This is a genomic window from Lachnoclostridium sp. An181 (assembly GCF_002160325.1).
In the GTDB taxonomy this organism is placed as follows: Bacteria; Bacillota; Clostridia; order Lachnospirales; family Lachnospiraceae; genus An181.
This window is the reverse complement of record NZ_NFKJ01000025.1, coordinates 1-24993: the sequence shown is the minus strand read 5'-3', so window position 1 is coordinate 24993 and position 24993 is coordinate 1. Positions and strand designations below refer to the sequence as shown.

The 24993-nt window shown below is 43.8% G+C and carries 25 protein-coding genes; 7 read left to right on the top strand and 18 right to left on the bottom strand.

Translation table 11 applies throughout. The annotated features are described in order from the left end of the window. Positions 1–1630 (bottom strand): tetratricopeptide repeat protein (locus tag B5F18_RS11500; protein ID WP_087157798.1); only part of this gene is annotated, 1630 nt, incomplete at its 3' end. Between the two features lie 138 nt (positions 1631–1768). On the opposite strand from B5F18_RS11500, the gene B5F18_RS11495 reads away from it, so the two are divergent. Together B5F18_RS11495 and B5F18_RS11490 are read left to right on the top strand one after the other, a co-directional pair. After that, positions 1769–1969 carry a hypothetical protein gene (locus B5F18_RS11495; RefSeq protein ID WP_087157797.1) on the top strand — a complete coding sequence of 67 codons (201 nt, stop codon included), beginning with the start codon at positions 1769–1771 and terminating at the stop codon, positions 1967–1969. A gap of 5 nt (positions 1970–1974) precedes the next feature. Beyond that, a complete protein-coding gene (locus tag B5F18_RS11490; RefSeq protein WP_087157796.1) occupies positions 1975–2772 on the top strand; it encodes a Cof-type HAD-IIB family hydrolase in 798 nt (265 codons plus the stop codon). Between the two features lie 89 nt (positions 2773–2861). On the opposite strand, the gene B5F18_RS11485 is transcribed toward B5F18_RS11490, so the two are convergent. Continuing rightward, positions 2862–3509, bottom strand: coding sequence for an HAD family hydrolase (locus B5F18_RS11485; RefSeq protein WP_087157795.1), 648 nt, complete (start codon positions 3507–3509; stop codon positions 2862–2864). A 191-nt stretch (positions 3510–3700) separates the two neighbouring features. Between B5F18_RS11485 and B5F18_RS11480 the strand changes: the two genes are divergently transcribed. Together B5F18_RS11480 and B5F18_RS11475 are read left to right on the top strand one after the other, a co-directional pair. Further along, entirely contained in the window at positions 3701–4609 is a 909-nt protein-coding gene (locus B5F18_RS11480; RefSeq protein ID WP_087157794.1) for a LysR family transcriptional regulator, read from the top strand. 107 nt (positions 4610–4716) lie between these two features. After that, positions 4717–5832 carry a 5-methyltetrahydropteroyltriglutamate--homocysteine S-methyltransferase gene (locus B5F18_RS11475; protein WP_087157793.1) on the top strand — a complete coding sequence of 372 codons (1116 nt, stop codon included), beginning with the start codon at positions 4717–4719 and terminating at the stop codon, positions 5830–5832. A 50-nt stretch (positions 5833–5882) separates the two neighbouring features. Here B5F18_RS11475 and tig read toward each other — a convergent pair whose 3' ends face one another. Beyond that, positions 5883–7004, bottom strand: a complete 1122-nt coding sequence (tig, locus tag B5F18_RS11470; RefSeq protein ID WP_087157792.1) for a trigger factor — start codon at positions 7002–7004, stop codon at positions 5883–5885. Positions 7005–7209: 205 nt separating this feature from the next. Here tig and B5F18_RS11465 point away from each other — a divergent pair, with 205 nt between their 5' ends. Continuing rightward, positions 7210–7653 carry a hypothetical protein gene (locus tag B5F18_RS11465; RefSeq protein WP_087157791.1) on the top strand — a complete coding sequence of 148 codons (444 nt, stop codon included), beginning with the start codon at positions 7210–7212 and terminating at the stop codon, positions 7651–7653. Positions 7654–7721: 68 nt separating this feature from the next. Here B5F18_RS11465 and B5F18_RS11460 read toward each other — a convergent pair whose 3' ends face one another. From B5F18_RS11460 to B5F18_RS11400, 13 genes are all read right to left on the bottom strand, one after another. Continuing rightward, a complete protein-coding gene (locus tag B5F18_RS11460) occupies positions 7722–8177 on the bottom strand; it encodes a DUF1934 domain-containing protein (RefSeq protein ID WP_087157790.1) in 456 nt (151 codons plus the stop codon). A gap of 17 nt (positions 8178–8194) precedes the next feature. Then, positions 8195–9025 carry a glutamate racemase gene (gene murI, locus B5F18_RS11455; RefSeq protein ID WP_087157789.1) on the bottom strand — a complete coding sequence of 277 codons (831 nt, stop codon included), beginning with the start codon at positions 9023–9025 and terminating at the stop codon, positions 8195–8197. A gap of 191 nt (positions 9026–9216) precedes the next feature. Further along, on the bottom strand, positions 9217–10191 hold the full coding sequence (gene pfkA / locus B5F18_RS11450) for a 6-phosphofructokinase (protein WP_087157788.1): 975 nt from the start codon (positions 10189–10191) through the stop codon (positions 9217–9219). Between the two features lie 71 nt (positions 10192–10262). Then, entirely contained in the window at positions 10263–13739 is a 3477-nt protein-coding gene (locus B5F18_RS11445) for a DNA polymerase III subunit alpha (RefSeq protein ID WP_087157787.1), read from the bottom strand. 96 nt (positions 13740–13835) lie between these two features. Then, positions 13836–14075 carry a polya polymerase gene (locus tag B5F18_RS11440; protein ID WP_087157786.1) on the bottom strand — a complete coding sequence of 80 codons (240 nt, stop codon included), beginning with the start codon at positions 14073–14075 and terminating at the stop codon, positions 13836–13838. Between the two features lie 70 nt (positions 14076–14145). Further along, positions 14146–14967, bottom strand: a complete 822-nt coding sequence (locus B5F18_RS11435) for a CvfB family protein (protein ID WP_087157785.1) — start codon at positions 14965–14967, stop codon at positions 14146–14148. A 1-nt stretch (position 14968) separates the two neighbouring features. Beyond that, positions 14969–15682, bottom strand: a complete 714-nt coding sequence (locus B5F18_RS11430) for an acyl-[acyl-carrier-protein] thioesterase (RefSeq protein ID WP_087157784.1) — start codon at positions 15680–15682, stop codon at positions 14969–14971. Between the two features lie 2 nt (positions 15683–15684). Then, a complete protein-coding gene (locus tag B5F18_RS11425) occupies positions 15685–16878 on the bottom strand; it encodes a cation diffusion facilitator family transporter (protein WP_087157783.1) in 1194 nt (397 codons plus the stop codon). Positions 16879–16899: 21 nt separating this feature from the next. Then, on the bottom strand, positions 16900–17538 hold the full coding sequence (gene spoIIR, locus B5F18_RS11420) for a stage II sporulation protein R (protein ID WP_242955862.1): 639 nt from the start codon (positions 17536–17538) through the stop codon (positions 16900–16902). Positions 17539–17595: 57 nt separating this feature from the next. Then, positions 17596–18282, bottom strand: a complete 687-nt coding sequence (locus B5F18_RS11415; RefSeq protein WP_087157781.1) for a GntR family transcriptional regulator — start codon at positions 18280–18282, stop codon at positions 17596–17598. A gap of 4 nt (positions 18283–18286) precedes the next feature. Beyond that, positions 18287–19159 carry a 4-(cytidine 5'-diphospho)-2-C-methyl-D-erythritol kinase gene (gene ispE, locus B5F18_RS11410; protein ID WP_087157780.1) on the bottom strand — a complete coding sequence of 291 codons (873 nt, stop codon included), beginning with the start codon at positions 19157–19159 and terminating at the stop codon, positions 18287–18289. Between the two features lie 45 nt (positions 19160–19204). Then, positions 19205–20764 (bottom strand): DUF3794 and LysM peptidoglycan-binding domain-containing protein, encoded by a 1560-nt coding sequence (locus B5F18_RS11405; protein ID WP_087157779.1) that lies wholly within the window; start codon positions 20762–20764, stop codon positions 19205–19207. Between the two features lie 11 nt (positions 20765–20775). Continuing rightward, entirely contained in the window at positions 20776–21183 is a 408-nt protein-coding gene (locus B5F18_RS11400) for a protease complex subunit PrcB family protein (RefSeq protein WP_087157778.1), read from the bottom strand. 148 nt (positions 21184–21331) lie between these two features. On the opposite strand from B5F18_RS11400, the gene malQ reads away from it, so the two are divergent. Together malQ and B5F18_RS11390 are read left to right on the top strand one after the other, a co-directional pair. Beyond that, positions 21332–22858 (top strand): 4-alpha-glucanotransferase, encoded by a 1527-nt coding sequence (malQ, locus tag B5F18_RS11395; RefSeq protein ID WP_087157799.1) that lies wholly within the window; start codon positions 21332–21334, stop codon positions 22856–22858. A 15-nt stretch (positions 22859–22873) separates the two neighbouring features. Then, entirely contained in the window at positions 22874–23608 is a 735-nt protein-coding gene (locus B5F18_RS11390; RefSeq protein ID WP_087157777.1) for a lysophospholipid acyltransferase family protein, read from the top strand. Positions 23609–23735: 127 nt separating this feature from the next. Here the strand turns inward: B5F18_RS11390 and B5F18_RS11385 are convergent, their stop codons facing one another. Together B5F18_RS11385 and B5F18_RS11380 are read right to left on the bottom strand one after the other, a co-directional pair. Next, a complete protein-coding gene (locus B5F18_RS11385) occupies positions 23736–24203 on the bottom strand; it encodes an Hsp20/alpha crystallin family protein (RefSeq protein ID WP_087157776.1) in 468 nt (155 codons plus the stop codon). Between the two features lie 60 nt (positions 24204–24263). Further along, positions 24264–24719, bottom strand: a complete 456-nt coding sequence (locus B5F18_RS11380; protein ID WP_087157775.1) for an Hsp20/alpha crystallin family protein — start codon at positions 24717–24719, stop codon at positions 24264–24266. Positions 24720–24993 lie beyond the last annotated feature (274 nt).

The window sequence follows — 24993 nt, the reverse complement described above, 5'->3', positions numbered from 1 at the left end:
CGTATTCTTTTAAATCATAATACGCATTCCCACGGCCATTATATGCATATACATAGTCTGCATCCAATTCAATCGCTTTTGTATAATCCTCTATAGCTTTATCGTATTCTTTTAAATCATAATACACATTCCCACGGCTGTTGTATGCAGCTACATAATGTGTATCCAGTTTAATGGCCCTTCCATAATCTTCAAGTGCCTTTGTATATTCTTTTATAGCCCTATAGGTATTGCCACGGGTATAATATGCGTTTACATAAGATAGATTTTTTTCAACTGCCCTTGACAAATCTTCTATTGCGATTTCATATTGTTTTAAGCGATAACTGCTAAGTCCCCGATTTCCATAAAATATTGCATTATTCTCATCCATTTTAATCGCCTGGCTGTAGTTTGCTATTGCCCCCGCGTAATCCTTTTTCGCAAACAGATCATTTCCCTTTGTATTATAATCCCACGCTGTCATCTCATGCTTTTCTTCTCGTCTCTTTAAATCCTGCTGCTCATTCTTTTTAAACTCATCGATCTCTTTGTAAAATTCCTCTGTTGATTCAGACGTATTCTCCGTTTCTTTCCGTGTCTCCTGCAGTTTTTCAATCTCACTATAATACCGGTCGATCCGCTTTTTATTCTGTTCATTTAAGTACATTTCTGTTCCATGAGCGCTGATCTCGTCCTTAAACATGCGGTTTCCCATCTGCAGCATCACATGGTCAAATCCGTCTGTTCTCACGAGAAATCCGCCTTTCTTTCTCAGCAAATCTAAAATATTCTCATCTGGCAATCCGTATTTTTCCATATAACACCAATAAATTCCATTTGGCAGTCTGTTCTTATCATCCTTTAAAAAATCCATCAGGCTGTGATCCCCACCGCCATATCCTATTACAACAGGTGTGTACATACGGAAAATTGCTTTAAGATTTTCTTCCCATTCACCTTTTAATCCCGTCGTTCCTTCCGGATCATTGAGGGGATCAAAGAACAACCCCCTGTGAATCTTTGCAATGATCGGCCTTTGAATACTGTAATCCCCAATATAATTTGCCAACAGCTCATGATTGATGATCATTGGTTTTTTATCCGTATACAAAAACAGAGCATCTTCCAAAAGACTGTCAAAATTAGTCGTAATAACCAGATTGTTTCCCTGGCCGTCTGTCAATAGCCTGGTCAGAGGGTGATAACCAAAACTAGGCTCCTTTTTCTCCATCAGGCTTTCTAAATAACGGTATCCATTTTTATAGTGCGGATAAAATCTAAGAGTGTATAAATCAAAATAATAGGCGCTGGAAAGTGTTTTTCTGCCTTCCGCTTTCATCTTTTCCCAAGCCTTTTCTATCTCTTTAAACTTATATGTCAGACGTTTTTCCTGCCAAAGATTTTCTGCAAGTTCCCTTATATCCGCAGCATTCATAGGTTCGGTCCCATCAATGTCCGTCCCCTCCCCCATCATGCATTTCATCCAATAATATTCCAGCGTCCCGCCCATTGGAATCCCGGAATTTACAGATGCACCGGAGCCGAGTATAAAGCAGAACCGTTCATGGTTTCTGCACCCCATGCGGTAAGTATCGATAAATTTTTCCACGGACAGAATACTTGATTTTTGAAAACGTTTCTCTCCCATAAATATTCCTCTTCTCTGTATAAATAGATTATTTTTCGACATCATTCTATTTATTCAGTATACCATTGCTTGTACTTTTCCACAAACTGTATTACAATGAATTCTGTCTAACAATGATAATAGAAAGGAAGTTTTTCAATGACACAAAAAACTCTGGAAGAAATCGCTGCTGACGTGGAGCGCGTGTTTTCTTTGAACGATGAGGGAAACAGTATCAAAGAGATCTCCTCACTTCTTGCTCTGGAGGAGGATTATATTTACAGCATCCTCGTCTCAAGACAAGGATATTCCGAAGACCCTCTCACTGTAGCACATATGATAATGATGGAAATGGAGTAATTTTTATGGAGAAAAGTATGATATTTTTTGATATAGACGGTACCATTCTCCCGGAGACAGGAGAACCGATTCCAGAAAGCACATTCCGTGCAATCCGCCTGGCCCAGGAAAACGGGCATCTCACTTTTATCAATTCCGGGCGGACCATGATCGCCATGCCCCAGGAAATCAAAGAAATGGGATTTGACGGGTATCTTTGCGGATGCGGAACATATATCTATCTGCACGATGAACTGCTCTTTTCCTCCACTGTACCTCACGACCTTTGCATGGAGACGATGGAGTTGGCCCGGGCACTGCGCATTCCGATCGTATTTGAGGAAAATGACCAGATTTCCTTTGACGGCGCTTCACCTGTCGTGACAGCAGAAGTCCGGGATCTTTGCAGACACTTTCAAGGCAAGGATATTATGAGGCTGCCAAAAGAAGAGCGCGATAATTACACATTCGATAAATTTGTCATCCTCCTGTCCGAGACGGAAAGTCATCCGGAACCGTTCTTCGAGTTCTGCAACAGACACTTCGTTGTTCTCAACAGGGGCGGCGGCATGTACGAGATCATACAAAAGGAACACTCAAAGGCATCGGCCATCCAGTTTTTGTCAGAAAGGCTGGATATTCCGCTGGAGAGATGCTATGCCATCGGCGACAGCACCAATGATCTGTCCATGCTGCAGTATGTACCAAATGGAATAGCTATGGGAAACAGTATGAAGGAAATCCTACCATACTGCGACTATCAGACCACCCATATCCTGGATAACGGAATCTGGAATGCATTGAAACACTATCACCTTATTTAAAATTGAGCATCAAAAAAAGGAGAACCCGGATAGCCTTGTTCTCCTTTCTTTTTTCAACCGATTCTTGTACATCCCTTGTCATTCTCCGGCTATTTTAAGATATCCAAAAGGTCCAAAAGCCGGTCAGCTTTTGCGTAGATCCGTTTCTCTATCCACGCGTCGGGCTGAGTCAGATCCGGGACCATGATAACATTGCACCCGGCCGCATATGCAGAGGATACCCCGTTTGGTGAATCCTCGATCGCCACACATTCTTCCGGCTGCGCATGGAGCTCCTGGCACGCATAATCGTAGACATCCGGAAACGGCTTTCCTCTGTCCACCATGGACCCGGAAATGATTTCCTCAAACAGTTCATCGAACCCTGCCATTTCCAGATATTCCCTCGCTCTTGTCTCATTGGTGGCTGTCACTACTGCAACCTTGTAACCTCTTCGTTTAAGTTCAGTGACGACTTCTTCCACATCCGGTTTTGTCTCAAGACCATATTTCTCTAAATGCTCTTTCATCATCTCCTGTTTCCGTTTGCGGATCGGGAGATATTCAAAATCTTTTCCGTATATTCTTTTTAACTCTTGATTTGCAAACGGAGCCGCAAAACTTCTCAATGTATATGACACTTCTTCGGACATGTCATATCCGAATTCCTTTGCAGCTTTCCTTATATATTTTGTCAGATATTTTTCCGTGTCCAAAAGCACTCCATCCATATCAAACAAAACAGCTTTTATCTTCATTTTCTTTTCCCCGCCTTTTTCCTTTTTGTAACGCTCTTATTATAGTCCCGCACTGTGTAAAACACAAGAGTGTCTTACAAGAAATCGGCAGTCTTTTCTGCTTGTCTTAAAAGGCAAAACTATTGAAAAAACTCCTGCATTCTATGCTACAATACTGTTCAGAAAGAACAGCAAAGATAAAGGGGAAGAAAATGACATTACAGCAGTTAAAATATGTGATCACAGCAGCAGATGCAGGTTCTATCAGCAAGGCATCCAAACTTTTGTTTATTTCACAGCCAAGCCTTACAAATGCCATCAAAGATTTGGAAGAAGAAATGAATGTTTCTATTTTCAACCGAACCAATAAGGGAATCTCTATTTCCAAAGAAGGAGAGATATTTTTAGGATATGCACGCCAGGTGCTGGAACAAGCTTATCTTTTGGAGGACAAATATCTGCACCGGTCAAAAAGAAAACAGCAGTTCTGTGTGTCTACACAGCATTATTCTTTTGCGGTAAATGCTTTTGTAGACCTGATAAAAGAATACGGGCATGATGAATATGATTTCAGCTTAAGGGAAACACAAACTTACGAAATTATTGATGATGTAGCCCGCATGAAAAGCGAGATCGGGGTGCTGTACCTGAACAGTTTTAATGAACCTGTGATACGCAAAATTTTAAGAACCCATCAATTGATATTTCATGACTTGTTTACGGCAAAGCCACATATTTTCATCAGCAGCAGACATCCTCTTGCAAAAAGAGAACGAGTCTCAATGGAAGAACTTCACTCATACCCGTATTTATCCTTTGAGCAAGGAGAGCACAATTCTTTTTATTATTCTGAAGAAATTTTCAGCTCCGCGAACCGCTCCAAAAATATCCGGGTGCGGGACCGCGCCACACTTTTTAATCTTTTGATCGGCCTCAACGGTTACACTGTGTGCAGCGGAATTATAGACAAAGAACTGAACGGAAAAGATATCATTTCCATCCCATTGGACGCGGAAGGTGAAATGCATATCGGATATATTACACATAAAAACAGCCTCCCAAGCAGATTGGGTGCTGCGTACATAGCGGCTTTAAAGCGTCATATCTTACCCCAGCTATAGCTTTAAACTATATCAAACCGTCTGTTTCTTGTATTTTACAGGTAAACCAAAAGGCTGTATAGTGAGAAAAGCAAAAAAATTATGACATAAGTATAGGAGTGAATATGATGAATAACTTAACTGCACCTTTTCGATTTGACTTTGTGGGGAGTTTTCTAAGGCCGGAGCCCCTCAAACAGGCAAGGCTGGATCATGAGAATGGGATTCTTTCGCAGGCACAGTTAAAGGCCGTGGAAGATCAGGCTATCTGCGATTTAGTCGCAAAGCAAAAAGCCGCCGGATATCACGTAATCACTGACGGCGAATTCAGGAGAAGTTACTGGCACCTTGATTTCATGTGGGGATTCAACGGTATAGAGCGGATTGAATTGGACCATGGATACTTCTTTCACGGGGAGGAGACCACACATGGCTCCATCAAAGTGACAGGAAAGATCAGTGGAGAGAATCATCCTTTTGTTGAGCATTTTAAATTTCTGAAACAATTTGAAGACGAGCATACAGTGGCAAGACAGACCATTCCTGCTCCTGCACAGTTGCTTGCAGAACTGTTCCGTGAAGATAATGGGAAAAATACCCTGTCCGTGTACCCGGATTTTGAGGAACTGATCCAGGATATTGCCGGCGCTTACCGGACTGTTATCGCTGATCTTTACCGCGCAGGCTGCCAAAATATCCAATTTGATGACTGCACCTGGGGAATGTTTTGCGATAAAAAATACTGGGAGGCACGCCAGTCAGAGAATGTCACTATCGAAGAAGAGGCCGAAAAATATCTGCGTTTAAACAATCTGGCTATCGAAGGAAAGCCATCTGACCTCATCCTCACCACACATGTATGCCGGGGCAACTACCATTCCACATGGGCATCCTCCGGCGGCTATGCTCCAATCGCTCCATTTCTTTTCGCAAATGAACATGTGGATGCCTACTATCTTGAGTTTGACGACGAACGCTCCGGTGGTTTTGAGCCTCTTGCATATATTTCAGATAATAAAAAAGTGGTTCTTGGACTTATCACAAGCAAGTCTCCAATCCTGGAAGACAAAGAACTTATCAAGAAACGGATTTTTGAGGCAGCCAAATATATTCCCCTTGAAAGGCTTTGTTTAAGCCCACAGTGCGGTTTTGCCTCCTGTGAGATTGGAAATAAACTGGCAGAAGAAGAACAATGGGCAAAACTTGCTCTTGTAAAAGAAATTGCAGAAGAAATATGGAAATAAATAAAAAGGAGATGTTTCGTTTAACGGCATCTCCTTTTTCCTGCTTTTCTTTATTTGCTGCTATCTGAACTGCTGTCAGTTTTTCCCTCATCTTTGGAATCACTGCCACTGTCCTTGTCGCTGTCATCCTCTTTTGCTTCCACCTGTTTTGCATTGTCAAATACCCAGTCAAGCACTTTGTCCTGCACAGCCATCTCCTTTAGCTGATCCTCGCCGATCTGCTCTTTCATTGCATCCACATCTGTGAATCCGTACTGGCTCGCATAATCTTTAAAGATTTTCTCGTACTCTTTGTCCGTAGGAGTCAGTTTCATCTCTTTTGCGATCAGATCCGCTGCAAGCTCCTGTTTTACGCTGTTCTTTGCAGCCTCGTCAAGCTGCTTTTCAAACTCTTCTTCTTCCATATTCATGTACTGTGTAAGGAATTCAGAGAACTCTACTCCATAATAGCTTGCCATCTGCTCATATTGAGAGCGGTACTGCTCTTTCATTTCATCTACCTTATCCTCCGGATACTTTGTCACTTTTGTATTGTCCATGACTTCTGCCCAGGCCTTTTCTTTCATGCTGGCTTCAAAATTTTCTTTATTTTTCTTTTCAAGCTCTTCTTTGACCTCTTTTTTGTATTCGTCCACTGTCTTTGACTTTTCAGAGTTTTCTTTTACAAATTCATCGTTCAGTTCAGGAACATTCTTCTGCTGAATGGATTTGACCGTGACTGTGAAAACAACCGGTTTCCCTGCCAGGTCCGCATTTCCGTAATTTTCCGGGAATGTCAGGTTCAGATCAAATGTTTCACCTGTCTTATGTCCGATGATCCCGTCTTCAAATCCATCGATAAATGTGCCGGAACCGATTTCCAGAGGATAATCTGTAGCTGAACCGCCTTCAAATTCCTGTCCGTCTTTCTTTCCTACATAGTCGATAGTAGCGGTATCGCCGCTCTGTACTGCACGGTCTTTAACCTCTGTGGATGTAGCAGCTGCCTCAAGTCTGGAGTTGATCTCTGTGTCCACATCTGTATCCGTAACTTCCGTCACATCCTCTTTTTCTATTTCCACCCCTTTATATTCAGAAATAGTTACATACTGATCTTTCAATTCTTTACTTCCGCAGCCGACCAGTGAAAACGCTGTGCATGCTGCCAAAAGCAAAACTGCCAACTTCTTCATTTTCTTTTTCTCCTTCTCGTATTTCTTAAAATCTACACTATATTGTTATAGCACATTTGAATCAATATAAAAAGTATTTTTCCCAAATTCACAATTATTTCACTGTTTTTGAAATCTCTTGCACTTGCCTTAAAACAATGATACAATACTAAGCGTGTAAAAATCTTTTTACATAACAGAGAAAAATCGGATATGGGAGGTTGCCATGAGTACAATTACAATCGTATTGCTTGTTATCCTTGCCGTGCTGATCATTGCTACTGTCGTACTGTATATCTTTGGCAAAAAGGCGGAAAAAAGGCAGGCAGAGCAGCAAAAGCAGTTAGAAGCAGTGGCACAGTCTGTTTCAATGCTCATCATTGATAAGAAGTATGTGAAGTTTAAAGAGGCAGGATTTCCTTCTGCGGTGCTTGAAAATACACCAAAATATCTGCGCCGCTCCAAAGTTCCTGTTGTAAAAGCAAAAATTGGTCCTAAAATCATGAACCTGATGTGCGATGCCAAAATTTATCCGTCTATCCCGCTCAAAAAAGAGGTGAAGGCGAGCGTAAGCGGCATCTATATCACACATGTAAAAGGACTGCGAGGACCTTTGGACGCACCGGAAAAGAAGAAAAAAGGATTCTTGGCAAGATTCAGAAAACAATAGACAGCACGCTTTGCGGACTGTCTATTGTCATAAATAGAAAGGATGTCCCTGCATAGGAGACATCCTTTTTATTTCTCAAATTTCCCTCTTGGGGTCACTTTCATAAAGATCTCACACTCTGCCACCGGCTGATAGTTGACGGTCAGTTCGTATTCCACTTTCATTGCTATCTCGTCTTCACTCTCTTTAAGGTCAAGCCCTGTCGTGTATGTACTGACAAGCATCTGCCCATAGGGAGTATCATAACATGTCTGCATCTGTTTGTCTTTTTCAAACACCATGTGTGCGTTCACGACCCCTGTCTTCATGATCTCAAGGGACTGTTCCCCATTTATCTTGATCTTATTTTTCGTAACACCCTGCATGCCTTCCGCCACTTCATCATAGAGGATGTAATGTTTCCCATTTTTGAAGAAATAAACAGCAGGCACAATAACTTCAATTGCTTCATCTTCTTCCTCCCCATTGTTTAGCAGCATATCTGTATGCATCCCCCGGATGCTAAGCAAAACTTCTTTCTTCATCCCACCACCTGCACTCTTTAATATTCTTCTATCTGGATCTGCTTGGTCGTCTCAATGTCATACGGAAGAATAGAGTTGGCAAACTGTTTGAATTTATCCGCAGCATCGCTCACATAGAAAGAGTATGATGCATGTTCCTTTTCCTGCAGATCATTTGCCATATCCATCTCCTCCAGCAGAGCTTTCAAGTCCATGGCTGTCTCGTACGCCGGGTTTACCAGATGTATCTTCTCACCCATATACTCCTTGATCCTGGAGCGCAAAAGAGGATAGTGCGTACATCCGAGTATCAAAGTATCAATCCCTTCTTCCTTTTTCATAGAAGCAAGGTAAAAATCAATGATCTCCTCCGTCACATGATGTTTTGCAAACCCCTCTTCCACAAGCGGTACAAACAAAGGACAGGCCTTCCCGATAACTGTCACCTCCGGCTCCATTGCCTTCATCACCTTACTGTACATCTGGCTCTGCACTGTGGCTTCTGTCCCGATGACCCCTATCTTTTTATTTTTTGTGGCCATCACTGCCGCCCTTGCGCCTGGCCTGATCACACCGATGATCGGAAGATCCTCCTCTTTTTGTACAACGTCAAGCGCCAGCGCACTGGCTGTGTTGCACGCGATGACGATCGCTTTCACTTCCTTTGTCTTCAGAAAATGGATGATCTGCCTGGAATAACGGATAATGTTATCTTTGGATTTACTTCCGTACGGAACTCTCGCCGTATCCCCAAAATACACCAGATTTTCATTTGGCAGCTGTCTCATGATCTCTCTTGCCACTGTAAGTCCGCCCACACCGGAATCAAAGACTCCCACCGGCGCCCTTCTTTTCTCATTTATACTCAAGACTCTGGTCTCCTTTTCCCTTTTTTACATAAAAATATTGTATCTATTTTCCATTGGTTTGTCAATTTGCCTCTTAGTGTCCTTTACTGAAAAAACAGAAAACCACTCTATACCTTAACGCAAAGAGGCACAGGAATATGCATTCCTGTGCCACAAAATATTGAACTCGCCTCTTCTCAAAGAGCTTTTGATTACAGTGCAAGCATTTTCGCAATCTCATACTCAAACTGCGGAATGCTCTTTTCCATCTGAAGCGCTTCATTGATGTCAACATCAATGTACTGTCCCTGCTGGATACCGATGACACGGTTACTCTTTCCCTCTTTGAGCAATTCTACCGCTTTTGCCCCCATGATGGATGCCATCACACGGTCACGGCAGGTCGGATTTCCACCGCGCTGCATGTGTCCAAGAATGGTGGCCCTTGTCTCCATGCCTGTCCTCTCCTCAATTCTCTTTGCCATATTCAAAGAATCGCCGATTCCTTCAGCATTGATAATGATATAATGCTGTTTTCCGCGCTCTCTGTTTCTTCTGATATCTTCCACGATCGCATCTTCGTCATAGTCGTGCTCTTCCGGCATGATGATCCGCTCTGCTCCGTTTGCGATTCCGCACCAGAGCGCAAGCCATCCTGCGTCACGGCCCATAACCTCAATGATACTGCATCTTTCATGGGATGTGGAAGTATCGCGGACTTTATCGATTGCTTCCATCGCTGTATTTACCGCTGTATCGAATCCGATTGTATACTCTGTACATGCAATATCCAAATCAATGGTACCAGGAATTCCGATCGTGTTGATCCCAAGGTTCGCAAGTTTCTGCGCACCTGCAAAGGAACCATCTCCACCAATGACAACCAAGCCGTCGATGCCGTATTTTCTGAGAATACCTGCTGCCTCAATCTGTCCTTCTTCTGTTCTCATCTCTGCGCAGCGCGCTGTCTGAAGAATTGTACCTCCACGGTGAATTATATCTGAAACATCTCTTGCATTCATATTGATGATCTCTTCATTTAAAAGTCCCTGATACCCTCTGCGGATTCCCCGCACATTCAGGCCTTTGCTGAGTGCAGTTCTGACTACGGCACGGATTGCTGCATTCATTCCTGGTGCATCTCCCCCGCTTGTCAGAACACCAACTGTTCTTACTTTGTGTGCCATGATAATTCCTCCATATCATTATCTGATTGTTCATATTCTTTTAATATATCCCGAATGTAATTCTACCCCATTTAAGGCATCTTTTCAATTGGTTTTTCTATTACTTTTATACATTTTTCCGTATATTTCTTCGTTAGAATGCTTAAAAGTCCCGGATTAACCCTGATATTTCTGTTTTTCGGGAGTCGTTTCATCGCTTTTTCAGCTCTCAGATAGATGACCACTTCATCCTCCCCCTCGGAATCCGAGAGCATCTGATACAGGTTTTCTTCGTCTGAGAGGAAACTTTCCTTGTCCGGAAACTGGATCCACAGCTCCTTTTTTGTCTTGTCAAAAGGGACAATGGACTCGCAGATAAGCTTGCTCGGATTGTCATCCTCCTCAGACACCTTGCCCTTGATAAACACCTTGTTGTCAATCTCAAGATAAAGCTTATTTTTCTCATAGTCTCTTGGGAAAACTACAATCTCAATGGTTCCGGCCAAATCCTCCAGTGTGAGGAAGGCCATTGTCATATTATTTTTTGTGTGCTTGATCGTCTTTGCGGTGATCATTCCGCCCACGATCTCTCTTGCCCCATCCCTGACTTTTGTCCTTCCTGTCTCATCATTGACCTGAAACTCCAATGTTGTGGCTGTGATATTTTTTCTCCATTTTTCTTCATACTCTTCCAGAGGATGTCCGCTGACATAGATACCCAGCACTTCTTTTTCAAATGCCAGCATAGTCTCCTTCGTGTATTCGCCCACCTCCGGAAACTTGATATCAAATTCATCCTTCTGCTCTTCCCCGACAATATCGAAAAGTGTCATCTGCCCTGTCATGGAATACTTCTTTTCCTGGTTCACCTGGTCAAGTATTTTCAGATAAATAGCCATCTTTTGTTTTCTCGTTCCCGGCACAGTGTCCATCGCCCCGGATTTGATCAGGTTTTCAATCGTCTTCTTATTGACGTCCTTTCCGGCCATCCTTTCTATAAAGTCTTTGAGCGTCTTAAATATTCCCCGCTCTTCCCTCTCCTCTATAATATCTGCAATAACTGGCTTTCCAATACTCTTGATCGCCGAAAGTCCGTATCGGATTTTTCCTTTATCCGCAGTAAACGTTGCCTCTCCCACATTGATATCCGGCGGAAGGAGTTCGATCCCCATCTGCCTTCCGGCATAAATGTACTCTGCCACCTTGGATGGAGCGTCAATAACCGATGTCATGAGTGCTGCCATAAATTCCACGGGATAATAATATTTCAGATAAGCAGTTTGATACGATACCACTGCATATGCAGCTGCGTGAGATTTATTGAAAGCATATTTTGCAAAATCTACCATCTCATCGTATATTTTATTTGCCGTAGCCTCATCGATCCCATTGGCAACGCATCCGGGAACCCCTTCCTCTTTGTTGCCGTACACAAAATTCTGCCGTTCCTTTGCCATGACGTCTGCCTTTTTCTTTGACATGGCTCTTCTTAAAAGATCGCTCCTCCCAAGCGTGTAGCCGGCCAGATCCCGCACGATCTGCATGACCTGCTCCTGATAGACAATACATCCGTACGTTGGTTTTAAAATCGGCTCCAGCTGCGGGCAATCATACGTGATGGACGATTTTTCATTCTTTCCTTTGATATACTGCGGTATAAAATCCATAGGCCCTGGCCTGTACAGGGAGATCCCGGCAATGATATCCTCCAGGCTGTGGGGCTTTAGCTCCTTCATGAAACTTTTCATTCCCGCACTCTCCAGCTGAAATACCCCGTCAGTTTTTCCTGCCCCGAGCATCTCCATTACATTGGCATCATTATAGTCGATTTTCTCCATATCAATCTTTTTGCCGCTTGTTTTCTGGGCAAGCATGACTGCATTTTGAATCACGGTCAGTGTGCGCAGTCCCAGGAAATCCATTTTCAAAAGCCCCAGTTCTTCCAGTGTGGTCATGGTAAACTGAGCCACCACTGAGCCGTCTGAACCTAGAGAAAGAGGTACGTACTCATCCACTGCCTTCTGGCTTATGACAACCCCGGCGGCGTGCATGGAAGTATGGCGCGGAAGTCCTTCCAGGCGTTTCGACATATCCACAAGCTCTTTCACCTGCTCATTTTCTGCGTACAGTTTCCGAAATTCCGGGTTCATGGTCAATGCTCTCTCTAATGTCATGTTCAGCTCCGTTGGCACCATCTTTGCAATGGAATCCACAAACGCGTACGGCAGATCCATCACTCTTCCCACATCCCGCAGCACGCCTCTTGCCGCCATGGTACCGAACGTGACGATCTGCACCACGCGGTCACTGCCGTACTTTCGCACTACATAATCAATGACCTCCTGCCTTCTCTCAAAGCAAAAATCCACGTCAATATCCGGCATGGACACTCTTTCCGGATTCAAAAACCGTTCAAACAGCAACTGGTAGCGGATCGGATCTATGTTTGTGATCCCAAGACAATAGGACACAATACTGCCCGCCGCAGAACCTCTTCCGGGTCCCACCATGATGTCGTGGTCTTTTGCGTATTTGATGAAATCCCATACAATGAGAAAATAGTCTACATACCCCATCTTTTTTATGATGTCAAGCTCATAGTCCAGCCTCTCCTTAAGTTCGTCCGGCATGTCAGGGTAATGCTTTTCAAACCCTTCATAACACAATTTATTGAGATATTCCCAGGATGTGTACCCTCCGGGCACATCATATTTCGGAAGTTTTGTCACTCCGAATTCAATTTCCACATGGCATCTGTCCGCAATCTTCTGCGTATTCTCCAAAGCCTGTGGTGCATACGGGAATAACCGGGCCATCTCTTCTTTCGATTTCACATAGAATTGCCCGCCTTCATAGCGCATCCGGTTCTCATCCTGCAGCTTTTTTCCTGTCTGGATACAGAGAAGAATGTCATGCGCTTTTTCATCCTGTGCATACGTATAATGAACATCATTTGTGGCAACAAGTTCTATACCCGTCTCTTTTGACATCCTGACAAGCTGTTGATTTACCTGGCCCTGCTCTGTCAATCCGTGGTCCTGAAGTTCCAAAAAGAAATTACCCTTTCCAAAAATTTCTTCATAACGGAAAGCTGCCTTCTTTGCCTCATCGTAGAGCCCTCTTGTCAGGTTTTTTTGTACCTCCCCCGCAAGGCAGGCACTCAATGCAATGAGACCTTCATGGTACTTTTTCAAAAGCTCCAGATCCACTCTTGGCTTATAGTAATATCCTTCCACAAATCCTTTGGAGACAATCTTCATCAGATTCTGATAACCAGTATTATTTTCAGCCAGCAGCACAAGATGATAATATCTGTCATCTCCGTTTCCAACACCTTCTTTTTCAAACCGGGATCCAGGAGCAACATATACTTCACATCCGATCACGGGGTTGATTCCTGCCTTTTTTGCTTCTTTGTAAAAATCAATCACTCCGAACATAACACCATGGTCCGTGATCGCTGCACTGTTCATGCCAAGTTCTTTTACCCTTGCCACATATTCTTTTATCTTATTCGAGCCATCCAAAAGACTGTACTCTGTGTGTACATGTAAATGTGTAAAATTCATTTTTCCACCTTTGCATTATAAAAAGAGGTGGATGTTTCCATCCACCTGTCACCTTTTGTTTCTATATAATATAATATAATAAATAAGTCTTGAGGACTATTCTCCATCGATCATAAACTGAACCAAACGATCAATATCCTCTTTTTCATATGCAATGATCTCCAGCTGCGGAATCTCTCCACCGTTGGAAAAAATATTTGCCAAAGATACGTACTGTGCCAATTTAGATTTCAGATTCAGGCGGTCTCCCTCTCCTGTCACCAACTCTACACGACCTACGCAGCTGTCAATTACCTTAAAGAAACCATCTACATTTTGAATATTTTTTAATTTCATCTTTCTGCGCTCCTTTCGCACACATTACTGTCTATACCTTCCTATTTCACCCCAACATTATACATGATTTTTATCGGATTGCAATACTTTTTTCTCTGATTTCGATTTTACCTTCTTTTAAAAGCTTTCCTACCGCACGCTTAAACGCATTCTTTCCAAATCCGAATTCTTCCTTGATCCGTTCCGGCGATGCTTTGTCCGTAAACGGCAGTTCCCCGCCGTGTCTTTCAATGACCTCCAACACTTTCTTCGCATCCTCATCCCTTTGGAGAAATGCCTTTTTACGGATACTCAGATCCAGCTTTCCATCCTCTTTCACAGCACAAACCCTTGCCTGTATCTTATCTCCCGGTTTGAGTCCAAACTCTCCTTCTCTTCTCGGGATAAGAGCGGAATAACAGTTATCCACTGCCACAAAGACACCAAATTTTTCACTTGTCTCGTACACGGTTCCCTCCACTTCATCGTCCTTCTGATACGGAGAGTCCTTTCGGAGATACTCATATATTTTCATAGTTGCACAAAGTCTTTCACTTTTGTCAATATACAATGCTACCAGGCATTTATCGCCTTTTTCTACTTTTCTTGTCTGCTGTCTGAAAGGAAGAAACAGGTCCTTTTCCAGCCCCCAATCAAGGAATGCCCCTATCTTTCCTACTGCCGCAACCTCCAAAACACCTACGTCTCCCAGTTTTAATTTTGGCTCGTTTGTCGTCGCTATGAGCCTGTCCTTGGAATCTTTATAGAGAAAGACCTCCAGCGGATCCCCCGGCTCAATTCCCTCCGGAACCTGCTTTGCCGGGAGAAGGACCTTTTCCTCATCATTCCCAAGATATACACCGAATTCTACTTTTTTCACTACTGTGAGCATTTGTTTTTGTCCTAATTTCATTCTATTTTTCTCCTATCGTCTCGATCACCGCATATGGCTTTCCGTCCTCTGCGCAAAGTTCCACGACAAACCGTGTTTCTTCCTCCGCCACCTTTGGTATGATCTTATCTTTATACATCGCTGATTTTTTATATTCTGCACGCAGTTTTCTGACTTTCATGCCTTCCGGCAGACACTCCAATGCCTCCGCAATGTACTGTTCATTATTCATATGATGATTCGGGTCAATCTGCTCTCTCTTCACATAAAAGGCAGGTTTATCTTTTACCTCCACAGGGAGGCTTATTTTCCTCGGAGCATATTCCATTGGATACGGGTCGTCGATCCCGTAATTTTCTATGTCCTCTTTCCCAGGCTTTGCAGGACGCCCTTTTACCAGATCCATAAAGACCCAGATCGAATTTGCGGCTGCCAGCACTTCTCCATTTCTGTCTTCCATCAGAAAATTTCTTGTACCGTAAAGTCCCGAAAATCCATTTGCCCAAGTGGTCACACTTACATATTCTCCCATCTTTGCATAACGTTTCACCTCGATCTGCCAGGAATTCAGCACCCACACCCTGCCTCTCTCCTTTAAAACGTCCATCCCAAGCCCAATGTCCTCGGACTGAAATGTGCTGCAGTCCTGAAAATAGTTGACCATGGATGTCAGCTTTATCTCTTTGTCCGGGCCAACCTCGCTGAAACCTACCCTTTTATTGATCGTATATTTCATCTTTACTCCTCCGCCTTTTCTGTCTTTGCGATAAATCCGCTCTCCACTGTGATCACACACTCAAACCGTGTGTCAAGAGAATGGATCTTTTCTTCCAACTTTTGCACAATGTGCCCCTGTTTTTCCTTGTTATATTCATGTGGTACAAGGAGATCAAAGATCAGATTGATCCGTTCTTTTCCCTCCACCATCCGAAAATCGTGGATACTGATGAATGGGTCCACTGTGCACAATATTTCCTCAATATGTGCTTTCACAGAGAGTACTTTTTCATCCTTTGTCTCAACCGGATCCATGTGAATGACAAGAAAAATCCCAAGCTCTTCTTTTGCGTCCGTCTCGATTTTGTCGATCACTTCATGAGAAGTCTCAATATCTACATCATTTGGCACCTCTGCGTGGATGGATGCCATGCTCCGCCCAGGTCCATAGTTATGTACGATCAGGTCATGGGTTCCCTCAATTCCATCGTATCTTTCTACAAAATCAGAAATCTTGCGGTACACCTCGGACGGAACAGCCTCCCCGATAAGAGGTTCCAGTGTATCTTTTGCAATACCGATTCCCGCCCATATGACAATTAATGATACCCCAAGGCCTACGATGCCGTCAATATTGATCTCGGTAAACCGGAAAAACAGGATAGATACAATGGTCGCGGATGTGGTGAGCACATCTCCCATGGCATCTGCGGCCACTGCGCTCATGACTTTGGAATCGATCCTTTTTCCGAGTTTCAGGTTAAACGACCGCAGCCATAATTTCACTCCTATAGAAAAAAGCAGAACAACCAGGGAGACAAAGCTAAACGTCATCGCCTGCGGGTGCAGGATCTTCCCGACCGCCTCTTTAAAAAAAGTAAAACCAACCTGAACGACAAAAAAAGCCACGATCAGGGCTGCTATGTACTCAATTCTTCCATGCCCGAACGGGTGCTCTTCATCCGCAGGTTTCTGCGCAAGTTTTACTCCCACAAGACTTACAATCGATGAGCCTGCATCCGAAAGGTTATTGAATGCATCCGCAATAACGGAAATGCTGCCAAGCGCAAGCCCAGCGGCTCCTTTTGCCAAAAACAGCAGTACATTGCAAAAGATGCCCACAATGCCTGCCATGACTCCATAGGCAGTGCGAACGGACACCTTTTCCACATTTTCATAATCTTTGATAAATTTTCGGACCAAAAATTCTGTCATCTTTCTCCACCTTCATGTATGTTATCCAAAGAAAAACCACCTAATCTTAAATTTTGACGGCTCTGTCACCATCTTGTATTCTTCTTCATCCAGAACAGATTTCAGTTCCTCTTTGCCATCGTCTGTCACCACCGCGTTGACTGCGCTTGTAAAACACAAGTCCGGATAGAGCACACACCACCAGTTGTGGCCTTTCGCCGCTCCTATCTCAATCCTCAGCGCCTCATATCTGCCTGCCGGAAATACAATGTCCCCGTAGCTTTTATCCGGAAAATCACACCAGCAGACCTTCGCCTGCACGGGATAGTCAAACCCTTCCCGCTCTATCACTTTCCCGGAAATCTCTTCAATCTTATCAAGATGTTCTCTGGCCCACTGTTTCGTCTCTTTCACACTTGAAGAATCCGGAATCTCGGACTTCATATACGCGATCACTTCATCCCGGACTTTCAGTTTGAGTTCCTGGTCTTTTTCCTCATTGCTGTTGGCCAGCACATGAAACCGGAACACTTCCCCCGCAAGCTTGCTCTGCAGCCGGTCCATTTTAACCCCCAAAGCCTCTCCTCTTGCATGCACGATGCCTGCTGTCATGACTGCTGCAATGAGAACCGCTGCAATGATGCAGATATAATTTCTATACTTTGTAATAAATGATTTCATAGTATGTACTCCCTCCATCTTTTTTAGATATCAGGAGTATTGCCGTTTTTTCTTGTCTTATTCTTCTTTTTTATTCTTTTCACGGATGACATCCATAACTGCTGACACCTGGTTGTCAATGTGTCTGCTCATGATTTCTGATGCTGCAGATTTATCCCTGTCTTCCAGTTTCTTGATGATCTCTTTGTGCTCCTCCACAAGAATTTCGTAACAGTCCTTCCGTTTCAGATATTCCACCCGGTAACGGTACATCTGCTCTCCCAAATTGTTCAGAAGCTGAATCAGCCTTTGATTGTCTGTCGCGTGATAGATGACGTCGTGAAACTTTACATCCGCCTGGGCGATCTTGGTGACATCGTCTGCATCCAGCGTGTTTTTAAAATCTTCCGCCGCCTTTTTCAGATTCTCAATGCCTTCTTTATCCATCTTATCGCACGCCAGCTGCACGGCCAATTCTTCCAAAGCTTTCCTCACTTCCAGAACATCCTTTAAACTTTTCTCCGTGATCTGTGCAACCTCTGCCCCTTTTCTCGGGATCATGAGAACAAGACCTTCCAGCTCCAGTTTTCGTATAGCCTCGCGGATCGGGGTCCGGCTTACGCCCAGTTTGTTTGCAAGCTGAATTTCCATTAACCTCTCCCCTGGCTTTAATTCTCCCCGCAGGATTGCCTGGCGCAGGGTATTGAACACCACATCGCGCAGCGGCAGATATTCATCCATCTTTACTTCAAAATCCAGAACCATCCCTTCACCTCCTCGTATTGTGCATCTTTGTAAGGCAAATTTGTTTTGCAAGACCTTGCCGTTTCAATTTCTCATATGCCCTCTTTGCAGGCGACTGTTTTTCAAACAGCCCAAACACCGTAGGACCGCTTCCGCTCATCATGGAGCCAAGAGCCCCCTCGTTTTTCATCACGCTCTTGATTTCCTCGATAACCGGATAATCCTCAATTGTGACTTTCTCAAGAACATTCCCCATGGATCCGGCCACCTTTTTGATGTCATTTTCTTCCAGTCCCAAGATCAGCGCATCAATGTCCGGATGCTCCACGATCTCCTTTGCATCCAGTTTCTCATACACAAGCTTTGTGGATACATTGATGCCGGGCTTTGCTATGAGCACATAGCACTTTGGCACCGGAGGCAGCGGTGTGAGCATCTCTCCGATCCCTTCCGCCAGCACTGTGCCCCTCATCAGGCAGTACGGCACATCCGCTCCAAGCTTTACGCCGCGCTCCATCAGTTCTTTAAGACTTAGGCCAAGTCCATACATCCTGTTCATCCCATACAGCACTGCTGCCGCATTGGTGCTGCCCCCTGCCAGGCCGGCTGCCACCGGGATGCGCTTAAAAAGCTTAATTTCTATTCCTCCCTGAAGAGAAAACTCCTCCATCAAAAGCTTTGCTGCTTTGTATGCAATATTATTTTCATTGACCGGAAGAAACGGAAGATTTGTCTTCAGATCAATCCCCGCCTCCCCGGTCTTTTTCAGCTTTACATCATCATACAGATAAATGGTCTGCATCACCATCCGTACATCGTGATATCCATTTTCCCTTTTTCCAAGAACATCCAGAGCAAGATTTATCTTGGCAAGTGCTTTGAGTGCGAGTTCCTGCACAGTATTCCCCCTTTGTACAGCTTTTGTATCTTGTATACATTATTCTTATAGTATACCCACTCTTTCTCTAAAAATCAACAATTTATCCCCCTCTTTGGGCTCTTTTTCCCCCAGTTCATTGACCTGGCGAACGCTTTCCTCAGTCGTTAAATATCTTTTTGCAAGCTCCCATACTGTATCTCCATCCTTCACTACATATCCTACGATTCCCGGCCTTCTTTCCAGTTCCTCCTTTGTGTAGGGTTCCAGCCCGATTCCGGTGATCGCATCCGCGCGGATCGGTTTTCTGACAAGGCAGTGAAAGGCAAGCACTGCTTTGAGTTCCAGCTCATCGCTGCCAAGAAGTGAGACAGAAAGCTGTTCCATCAGAGCGCACACATCGTACTCCATCTCACCGCTCATTTCATTGCACTCAATCACATGGACAAACGGGACCATTCCCTGCCAAATGTCAAATGGAACCTGATCGCTTTGTTTGACATAGAGAACGCTAAGGTGTAGAACCCCCTCAATTAGGATTCCCTCATCCGTCCTGGAAGTTTTTTCTATCTGGATTCCCGCGCTGCTGTGACAGATCTGCAGGATAGAATCCTTTAGCTCCGGCGCCATGATCTGTTCGTCGATTTTGTACTTGGAATGATTCTGCATGACCATTGATTCAAACTGTTTTGGCTCTCTTACGATGGTGCACTTTTTGTCAAGGGAATATGCATCTTCCAGGTATTCTATTTTTTCCTCTTTATATATTGCAATCTTCATCTTCAACGTTGCCTCAATCCCGATAACCCTTGGCTCACCGTCTTCATCCATCCGTATATCTGTAGAAATATCGTCCAGCTTTGCCTCCACATGGTGAAACATTTCCTCATCTGCACCAAAACACTCCACTTTTCCTTCGTACGGCACATTTTTCTCCACCCAGTCCAGTTTCCCTTCCACGGACTCGTAAAAAATAAACACAGAAAGTTCCCCGCTCATGGCCAGCATATCCTGTTCAAGTCTTGTGTCCAGTCTCCGGTTTTTTACATCTGTCCACAGAAGAGTGCCGATATTTTCTTTTGTACCCGGCACCTGCATCTCTTCTTTAATCCGGTATGTATCCCTTTTGTTTGTCGTCATGGTGAGTATCTCCATGTTCCCTTTTTTTCTGCACAGAGGAACATCCACGTCCACATCCACAGTGATCTCTTCATCTTTTGTCTGCGATGGAAGGATCTCCAGTTCCACTACTGCTTTGATACTCAATTTTCTGGAGTGCACCATCACAGCCGAGAAATCCATCCTGCTTTCTTTCATCTGGAAATGCCCTTCCTCGTTTCCTTCAATGTAAACCATTTCCTCAAACGGCAGCGTTCCTTCCAGGGACGACATGCGTTCCTCAGCCTCGTCCGCTATGTAGAGCACCTGAAAACAAAGTTTTCCTGAAATCTTCAGATAGTTTTCCACCCGTTTCATCTCTTCTGTCTTTAACTCTCCCTCAGCCACAACAATGCGTTTCATATCCGGCTTTGAGTCCGGTACATTGTAGTCGTCGTCTATCATAAACTGATCTGTCACCGGTTTGCCGGTGTATCTTCCCTGAATCTGCTGCTTTCTTAATTCCATATGTTTCCTCCTTATTCAAACACTACATTTTTATCAATCCACTCCAGTTTCACAACCACATACGGGTATGTGGGATTGTCAGAAACCTCTTCTTCCTTCTTTGGCCCGTGCAGAATAGTATGAAAATAAATCGCGTTCTCCGTCTCATAGCACTGCTTTACTTCTATGCTGTATCCGCTCGTCTCCTGACGCCCATATCCTTTGGCAATGTAGAGATATCCCTTATCTGCATACGTGATTTTAAATCCATTCTGCTCTTTTTCTTCGATTTTTTCTTTCAGCTCTTCTGGAATCTCCTCCTCTCCAAGTACTGTAAACTCCAGATCCCTTAGTTTGTCCGTCTTCGTCTTCTGGACGGAACAAGCGGCCGCAAGGCAGACTATAAGGATCGTGATCACGCAAAGACTGATTTTTTTCATCGCTTTTCCTGCCTGATTCTTCTCCTTACATCATACACAGCATGGTTGTGAAAAATTCCAAAATCAGGTATAATATTTTTTATTACCATAAAAACAAAAAGGAGGAAAAGGTGAGGTGTTTTAACCCTTCCCCTCACCTTCAATGATTATGAATTTCGACACTGCACAAACTACCTATGAGCCGAAATCACGTTTGTCCGGCATCCTTCTTCACCCGACTTCCCTTCCTTCCCCTTACGGGATCGGGGAGCTTGGCAAAGAAGCATATGATTTTGTTGATTTTCTTGAAAAGGCGGGCCAGCATCTCTGGCAGGTTCTGCCGCTCACACACACAGGATTCGGCGATTCTCCTTATCAAAGCTTTTCTGCCTTTGCAGGTCAGCCTCTTTTGATCAGTCTGGACCATTTGATCGAATTAAAACTTCTCTCAATCGAAGATGTGTCTGACTGTCCGAAAGAGAACGACGATCACGTGGACTACGGAACATTGATCCCGTGGAAATACGCGCTTTTGAAAAAGGCATTTCTCCGCTATCTGACCACCTCGGACAAAATGCTTTTGGAAGAATATGACTCTTTCCACGAAAACAATGCCTTCTGGCTCGAGGACTATGCTCTTTTTATGGCCTGCAAGGATGCAAACGATGGGAAATCCTGGCTGGAATGGGAGGAGCCGTTCAAAAATCCGTCTCCTCTCGAAAAAAAAGAGCTGCGTGAAAAACTCAAAGAGGACGTATACTATTATAAATTTATTCAGTTTATCTTTTTTTTGGAATGGTACGAACTCAAGGCTTATGCCAATGAACATCGTGTGAAGATCATCGGAGATATCCCAATTTTCGTCTCCATGGACAGCGCTGACGTGTGGGCAAACAAACACTTATTTCAGCTGGACACAAAAGGATATCCGCTTGCTGTGGCCGGTGTTCCCCCGGACTATTTTTCCGCTACAGGACAGCTTTGGGGGAATCCTCTCTATGACTGGGATGTCCACAAGAAACAGAACTACCACTGGTGGATCGCCCGCCTGAAAAACCAGCTTGATATTCTCGACTATGTGCGGATTGACCATTTTCGCGGATTTGAGGCATACTGGTCGATTCCCTACGGAGATGAGACAGCCATCAACGGAAAGTGGCGCCACGGCCCAAAAGAAGATCTGTTTCTTGCAATCGAACGAGAGCTTGGTACAAATCTTCCGATCATTGCCGAAGATTTGGGCGTGATCACCCCGGAAGTGGAAAAGTTAAGAGACCGTTTCCATTTCCCTGGCATGAAAGTTTTGCAGTTTGCCTTTGAAGGAACAGGAGAGAGTTCTTTCCTGCCGCATCAGTTCACAACTACAAACTGTGTCTGCTACACAGGTACCCACGATAACGACACAACTGTGGGCTGGTATGAGACCGCCCTTCCGGAGTACAAAGACAAGGTAAGACGGTATATGAACACGGATGGAAGTTCCATTCATCTTGATTTTATCCGCACCTGTCTTAGCAGCATTGCCTCATTTGCGGTCTTTCCTCTTCAGGATCTTCTCGGCCTTGGAAAAGAAGGGCGCATGAACACCCCCGGCGTAGCCATGGACAACTGGAACTGGCGTTTCAGAAAAGATGCCCTGCAGGACTGGATGGCTGAGTACTTAAAGAATACTTCTCATTTGTATGGAAGATACTAGAAAGGATTATTTGACATGATTCGTTTTATCTTAGTCGCAACATTTTTGATATTGTTTTTGATCCTGACCATACCGGTTTTCCTCGTACTGTGGATCATCGGGCTTTTCAACCGTGAAAAGCGGGACATCACTTCCCTTCGCATTGTTCAGTGGGGGTTCCGCTGTATCTTAAAGATCACCGGTGTGCATGTCACAGTGATCGGCCAGGAGCGCGTACCTGACGAGCCTGTTTTATTTATCGGAAATCACAGAAGTTTTTTTGACATTCTTCTGACCTATTCCAGATGTAAACGCCTTACCGGATACGTCGCAAAAAAAGAAATGGAAAAAATCCCTCTTCTGTCCACCTGGATGAAATTTGTCTACTGTCTCTTTCTTGACAGGGATGACCCAAAGCAGGCGCTGAAAACCATTTTGGACGGGATTGACAGGCTGAAAAACGGCATTTCCGTCTGTATCTTTCCGGAAGGCACAAGAAACAAAGGGGAAGAGCTGAGTATGCTGCCATTCAAAAAGGGTGCTCTGAAAATGGCTGAGAGAACCGGCTGCGCGATCGTTCCAATGTGTATGAACAATACAGCTGAAATTTTTGAGAACCATTTCCCGAAAATCAAGAAAACTCATGTGATCCTGGAATACGGCCACCCGATTTATCCTGTGGATTTGGATAAAGACACTTTGAAACATCTGGACAAATACTGCCAGAATGTGATCCAGGAGACGATAAACCGAAACGCCTCACTTGTCTAGAGAGGACTTTTATTCTATAGGGAAGGCATAAAGACTTTTCTATAGCATGGAAAAAGGGGAGTGCGCAGCACTCGTTGCGCACTCCCCTTTTTTATCATAATTTGGAAATATAACTTAACAGCGAACTCTATTCAATTGTAATATATTTCTTTTCTTGCACCGCAGGACGGGTTTCTTTCTTTGGAATGCTCAGTTTCAAAATTCCATGCTTAAATTCACCCTTGATGTCATCCTGTGTGATATCCTCACCTACATAGAAACTTCTCTGGCAGGAACCCGCATATCTCTCACGTCGGATATAACGTCCGGTCTTTTTCTCCTTTTCTTCCTCATCAAGTCCCTTCTCGGCACCAATAGTCAGATATCCATTTTCCAGGGAAACTTTGACTTCATCTTTCTTAAATCCCGGCAGATCAATGATAAGTTCATAATCTTTTTCTGTTTCCCTTACATCTGTCTTCATTAGGTTTCTCGCCCTGTGTCCATACAGTTTTTTCTCCAACTTCCTCTCGTCTCTGTCATCAAAGAATGGAAATTCATTAAAGTTAAAGAAATCATCAAACAAATCATCACTGAATACTCTTGGCAGTAACATAAGTCATTCCTCCTTCATCTATTTTGCTTATGTCAACAAACTTTTTTGCTTATCTTTTATTTATCCTTCGATCGCAATATTTTTATGCTCTTCCACTGTAGGTTTTTTCTCCTTTTTCGGAATCGAAATCTGCAGGATACCGTTTTCATATTTTGCCTTCACATCCTCCTGTTTTACTTCGTCTCCTACATAGAAACTTCTGCTCATGGCGCCTGCATAGCGCTCCTGACGGAGATATTTTCCTTCTTTATCCTTCTCGTCTTTATTCAGACCTTTTGCTGCTGATATGGTCAGATATCCGTTTTCAAGCAAAGCCTTGATCTCCTCTTTCTTGAACCCCGGCAGATCAATGTCGACTTCGTACGCATCGTCCATTTCTTTGATATCTGTCTTCATCATGTTCTTCGCATGTTTTCCGTACAGTGGATTCTTTTTTCCAAAGAAATCTGTGTAAAATGGGAAGTTCATCCAATCATCATCAAATAAGTTTTCTCCAAAAATACTAGGCATCATCATAAGTCATATCTCCTTTCCAAATCTGTTTCCTGTTCATCTATGTCAAGCATCTCCGGATGTAATCCGAAGTTGCGTTCCCGGAACATTTCCGAAGGACTTTCTTTTTATCCCTCTTCCTTTGTTCTGTATGTACTATAACACGCATTATTAGCACTGTCAAGAGGCGAGTGCTAATTTTTTAAATATTTTTTTCGAAGCCTTAATTGAAAAAGTAAATGCAAGTTTTGAGGGATATAAAAGCCTCCTATTGCATTTGCTACTGCAGTAAGTCCTG

Bases quoted from the DNA above. Each gene is read 5' to 3' on its own strand.
- B5F18_RS11390 (WP_087157777.1), top strand. From the start codon at position 22,874: ATGATTCGTTTTATCTTAGTCGCAACATTTTTGATATTGTTTTTGATC.
- B5F18_RS11475 (WP_087157793.1), top strand. From the start codon at position 4,717: ATGAATAACTTAACTGCACCTTTTCGATTTGACTTTGTGGGGAGTTTT.
- B5F18_RS11440 (WP_087157786.1), bottom strand. From the start codon at position 14,075: ATGAAATTAAAAAATATTCAAAATGTAGATGGTTTCTTTAAGGTAATT.
- B5F18_RS11490 (WP_087157796.1), top strand. From the start codon at position 1,975: ATGGAGAAAAGTATGATATTTTTTGATATAGACGGTACCATTCTCCCG.
- B5F18_RS11460 (WP_087157790.1), bottom strand. From the start codon at position 8,177: ATGAAGAAAGAAGTTTTGCTTAGCATCCGGGGGATGCATACAGATATG.
- B5F18_RS11425 (WP_087157783.1), bottom strand. From the start codon at position 16,878: ATGACAGAATTTTTGGTCCGAAAATTTATCAAAGATTATGAAAATGTG.
- B5F18_RS11400 (WP_087157778.1), bottom strand. From the start codon at position 21,183: ATGAAAAAAATCAGTCTTTGCGTGATCACGATCCTTATAGTCTGCCTT.
- malQ (WP_087157799.1), top strand. From the start codon at position 21,332: ATGAATTTCGACACTGCACAAACTACCTATGAGCCGAAATCACGTTTG.
- B5F18_RS11385 (WP_087157776.1), bottom strand. From the start codon at position 24,203: ATGTTACTGCCAAGAGTATTCAGTGATGATTTGTTTGATGATTTCTTT.
- B5F18_RS11445 (WP_087157787.1), bottom strand. From the start codon at position 13,739: ATGAATTTTACACATTTACATGTACACACAGAGTACAGTCTTTTGGAT.
- pfkA (WP_087157788.1), bottom strand. From the start codon at position 10,191: ATGGCACACAAAGTAAGAACAGTTGGTGTTCTGACAAGCGGGGGAGAT.
- B5F18_RS11465 (WP_087157791.1), top strand. From the start codon at position 7,210: ATGAGTACAATTACAATCGTATTGCTTGTTATCCTTGCCGTGCTGATC.
- B5F18_RS11485 (WP_087157795.1), bottom strand. From the start codon at position 3,509: ATGAAGATAAAAGCTGTTTTGTTTGATATGGATGGAGTGCTTTTGGAC.
- tig (WP_087157792.1), bottom strand. From the start codon at position 7,004: ATGAAGAAGTTGGCAGTTTTGCTTTTGGCAGCATGCACAGCGTTTTCA.
- B5F18_RS11380 (WP_087157775.1), bottom strand. From the start codon at position 24,719: ATGATGATGCCTAGTATTTTTGGAGAAAACTTATTTGATGATGATTGG.
- B5F18_RS11495 (WP_087157797.1), top strand. From the start codon at position 1,769: ATGACACAAAAAACTCTGGAAGAAATCGCTGCTGACGTGGAGCGCGTG.
- B5F18_RS11405 (WP_087157779.1), bottom strand. From the start codon at position 20,764: ATGGAATTAAGAAAGCAGCAGATTCAGGGAAGATACACCGGCAAACCG.
- B5F18_RS11430 (WP_087157784.1), bottom strand. From the start codon at position 15,682: ATGAAATATACGATCAATAAAAGGGTAGGTTTCAGCGAGGTTGGCCCG.
- spoIIR (WP_242955862.1), bottom strand. From the start codon at position 17,538: ATGAAATCATTTATTACAAAGTATAGAAATTATATCTGCATCATTGCA.
- B5F18_RS11435 (WP_087157785.1), bottom strand. From the start codon at position 14,967: ATGAAATTAGGACAAAAACAAATGCTCACAGTAGTGAAAAAAGTAGAA.
- B5F18_RS11480 (WP_087157794.1), top strand. From the start codon at position 3,701: ATGACATTACAGCAGTTAAAATATGTGATCACAGCAGCAGATGCAGGT.
- B5F18_RS11415 (WP_087157781.1), bottom strand. From the start codon at position 18,282: ATGGTTCTGGATTTTGAAGTAAAGATGGATGAATATCTGCCGCTGCGC.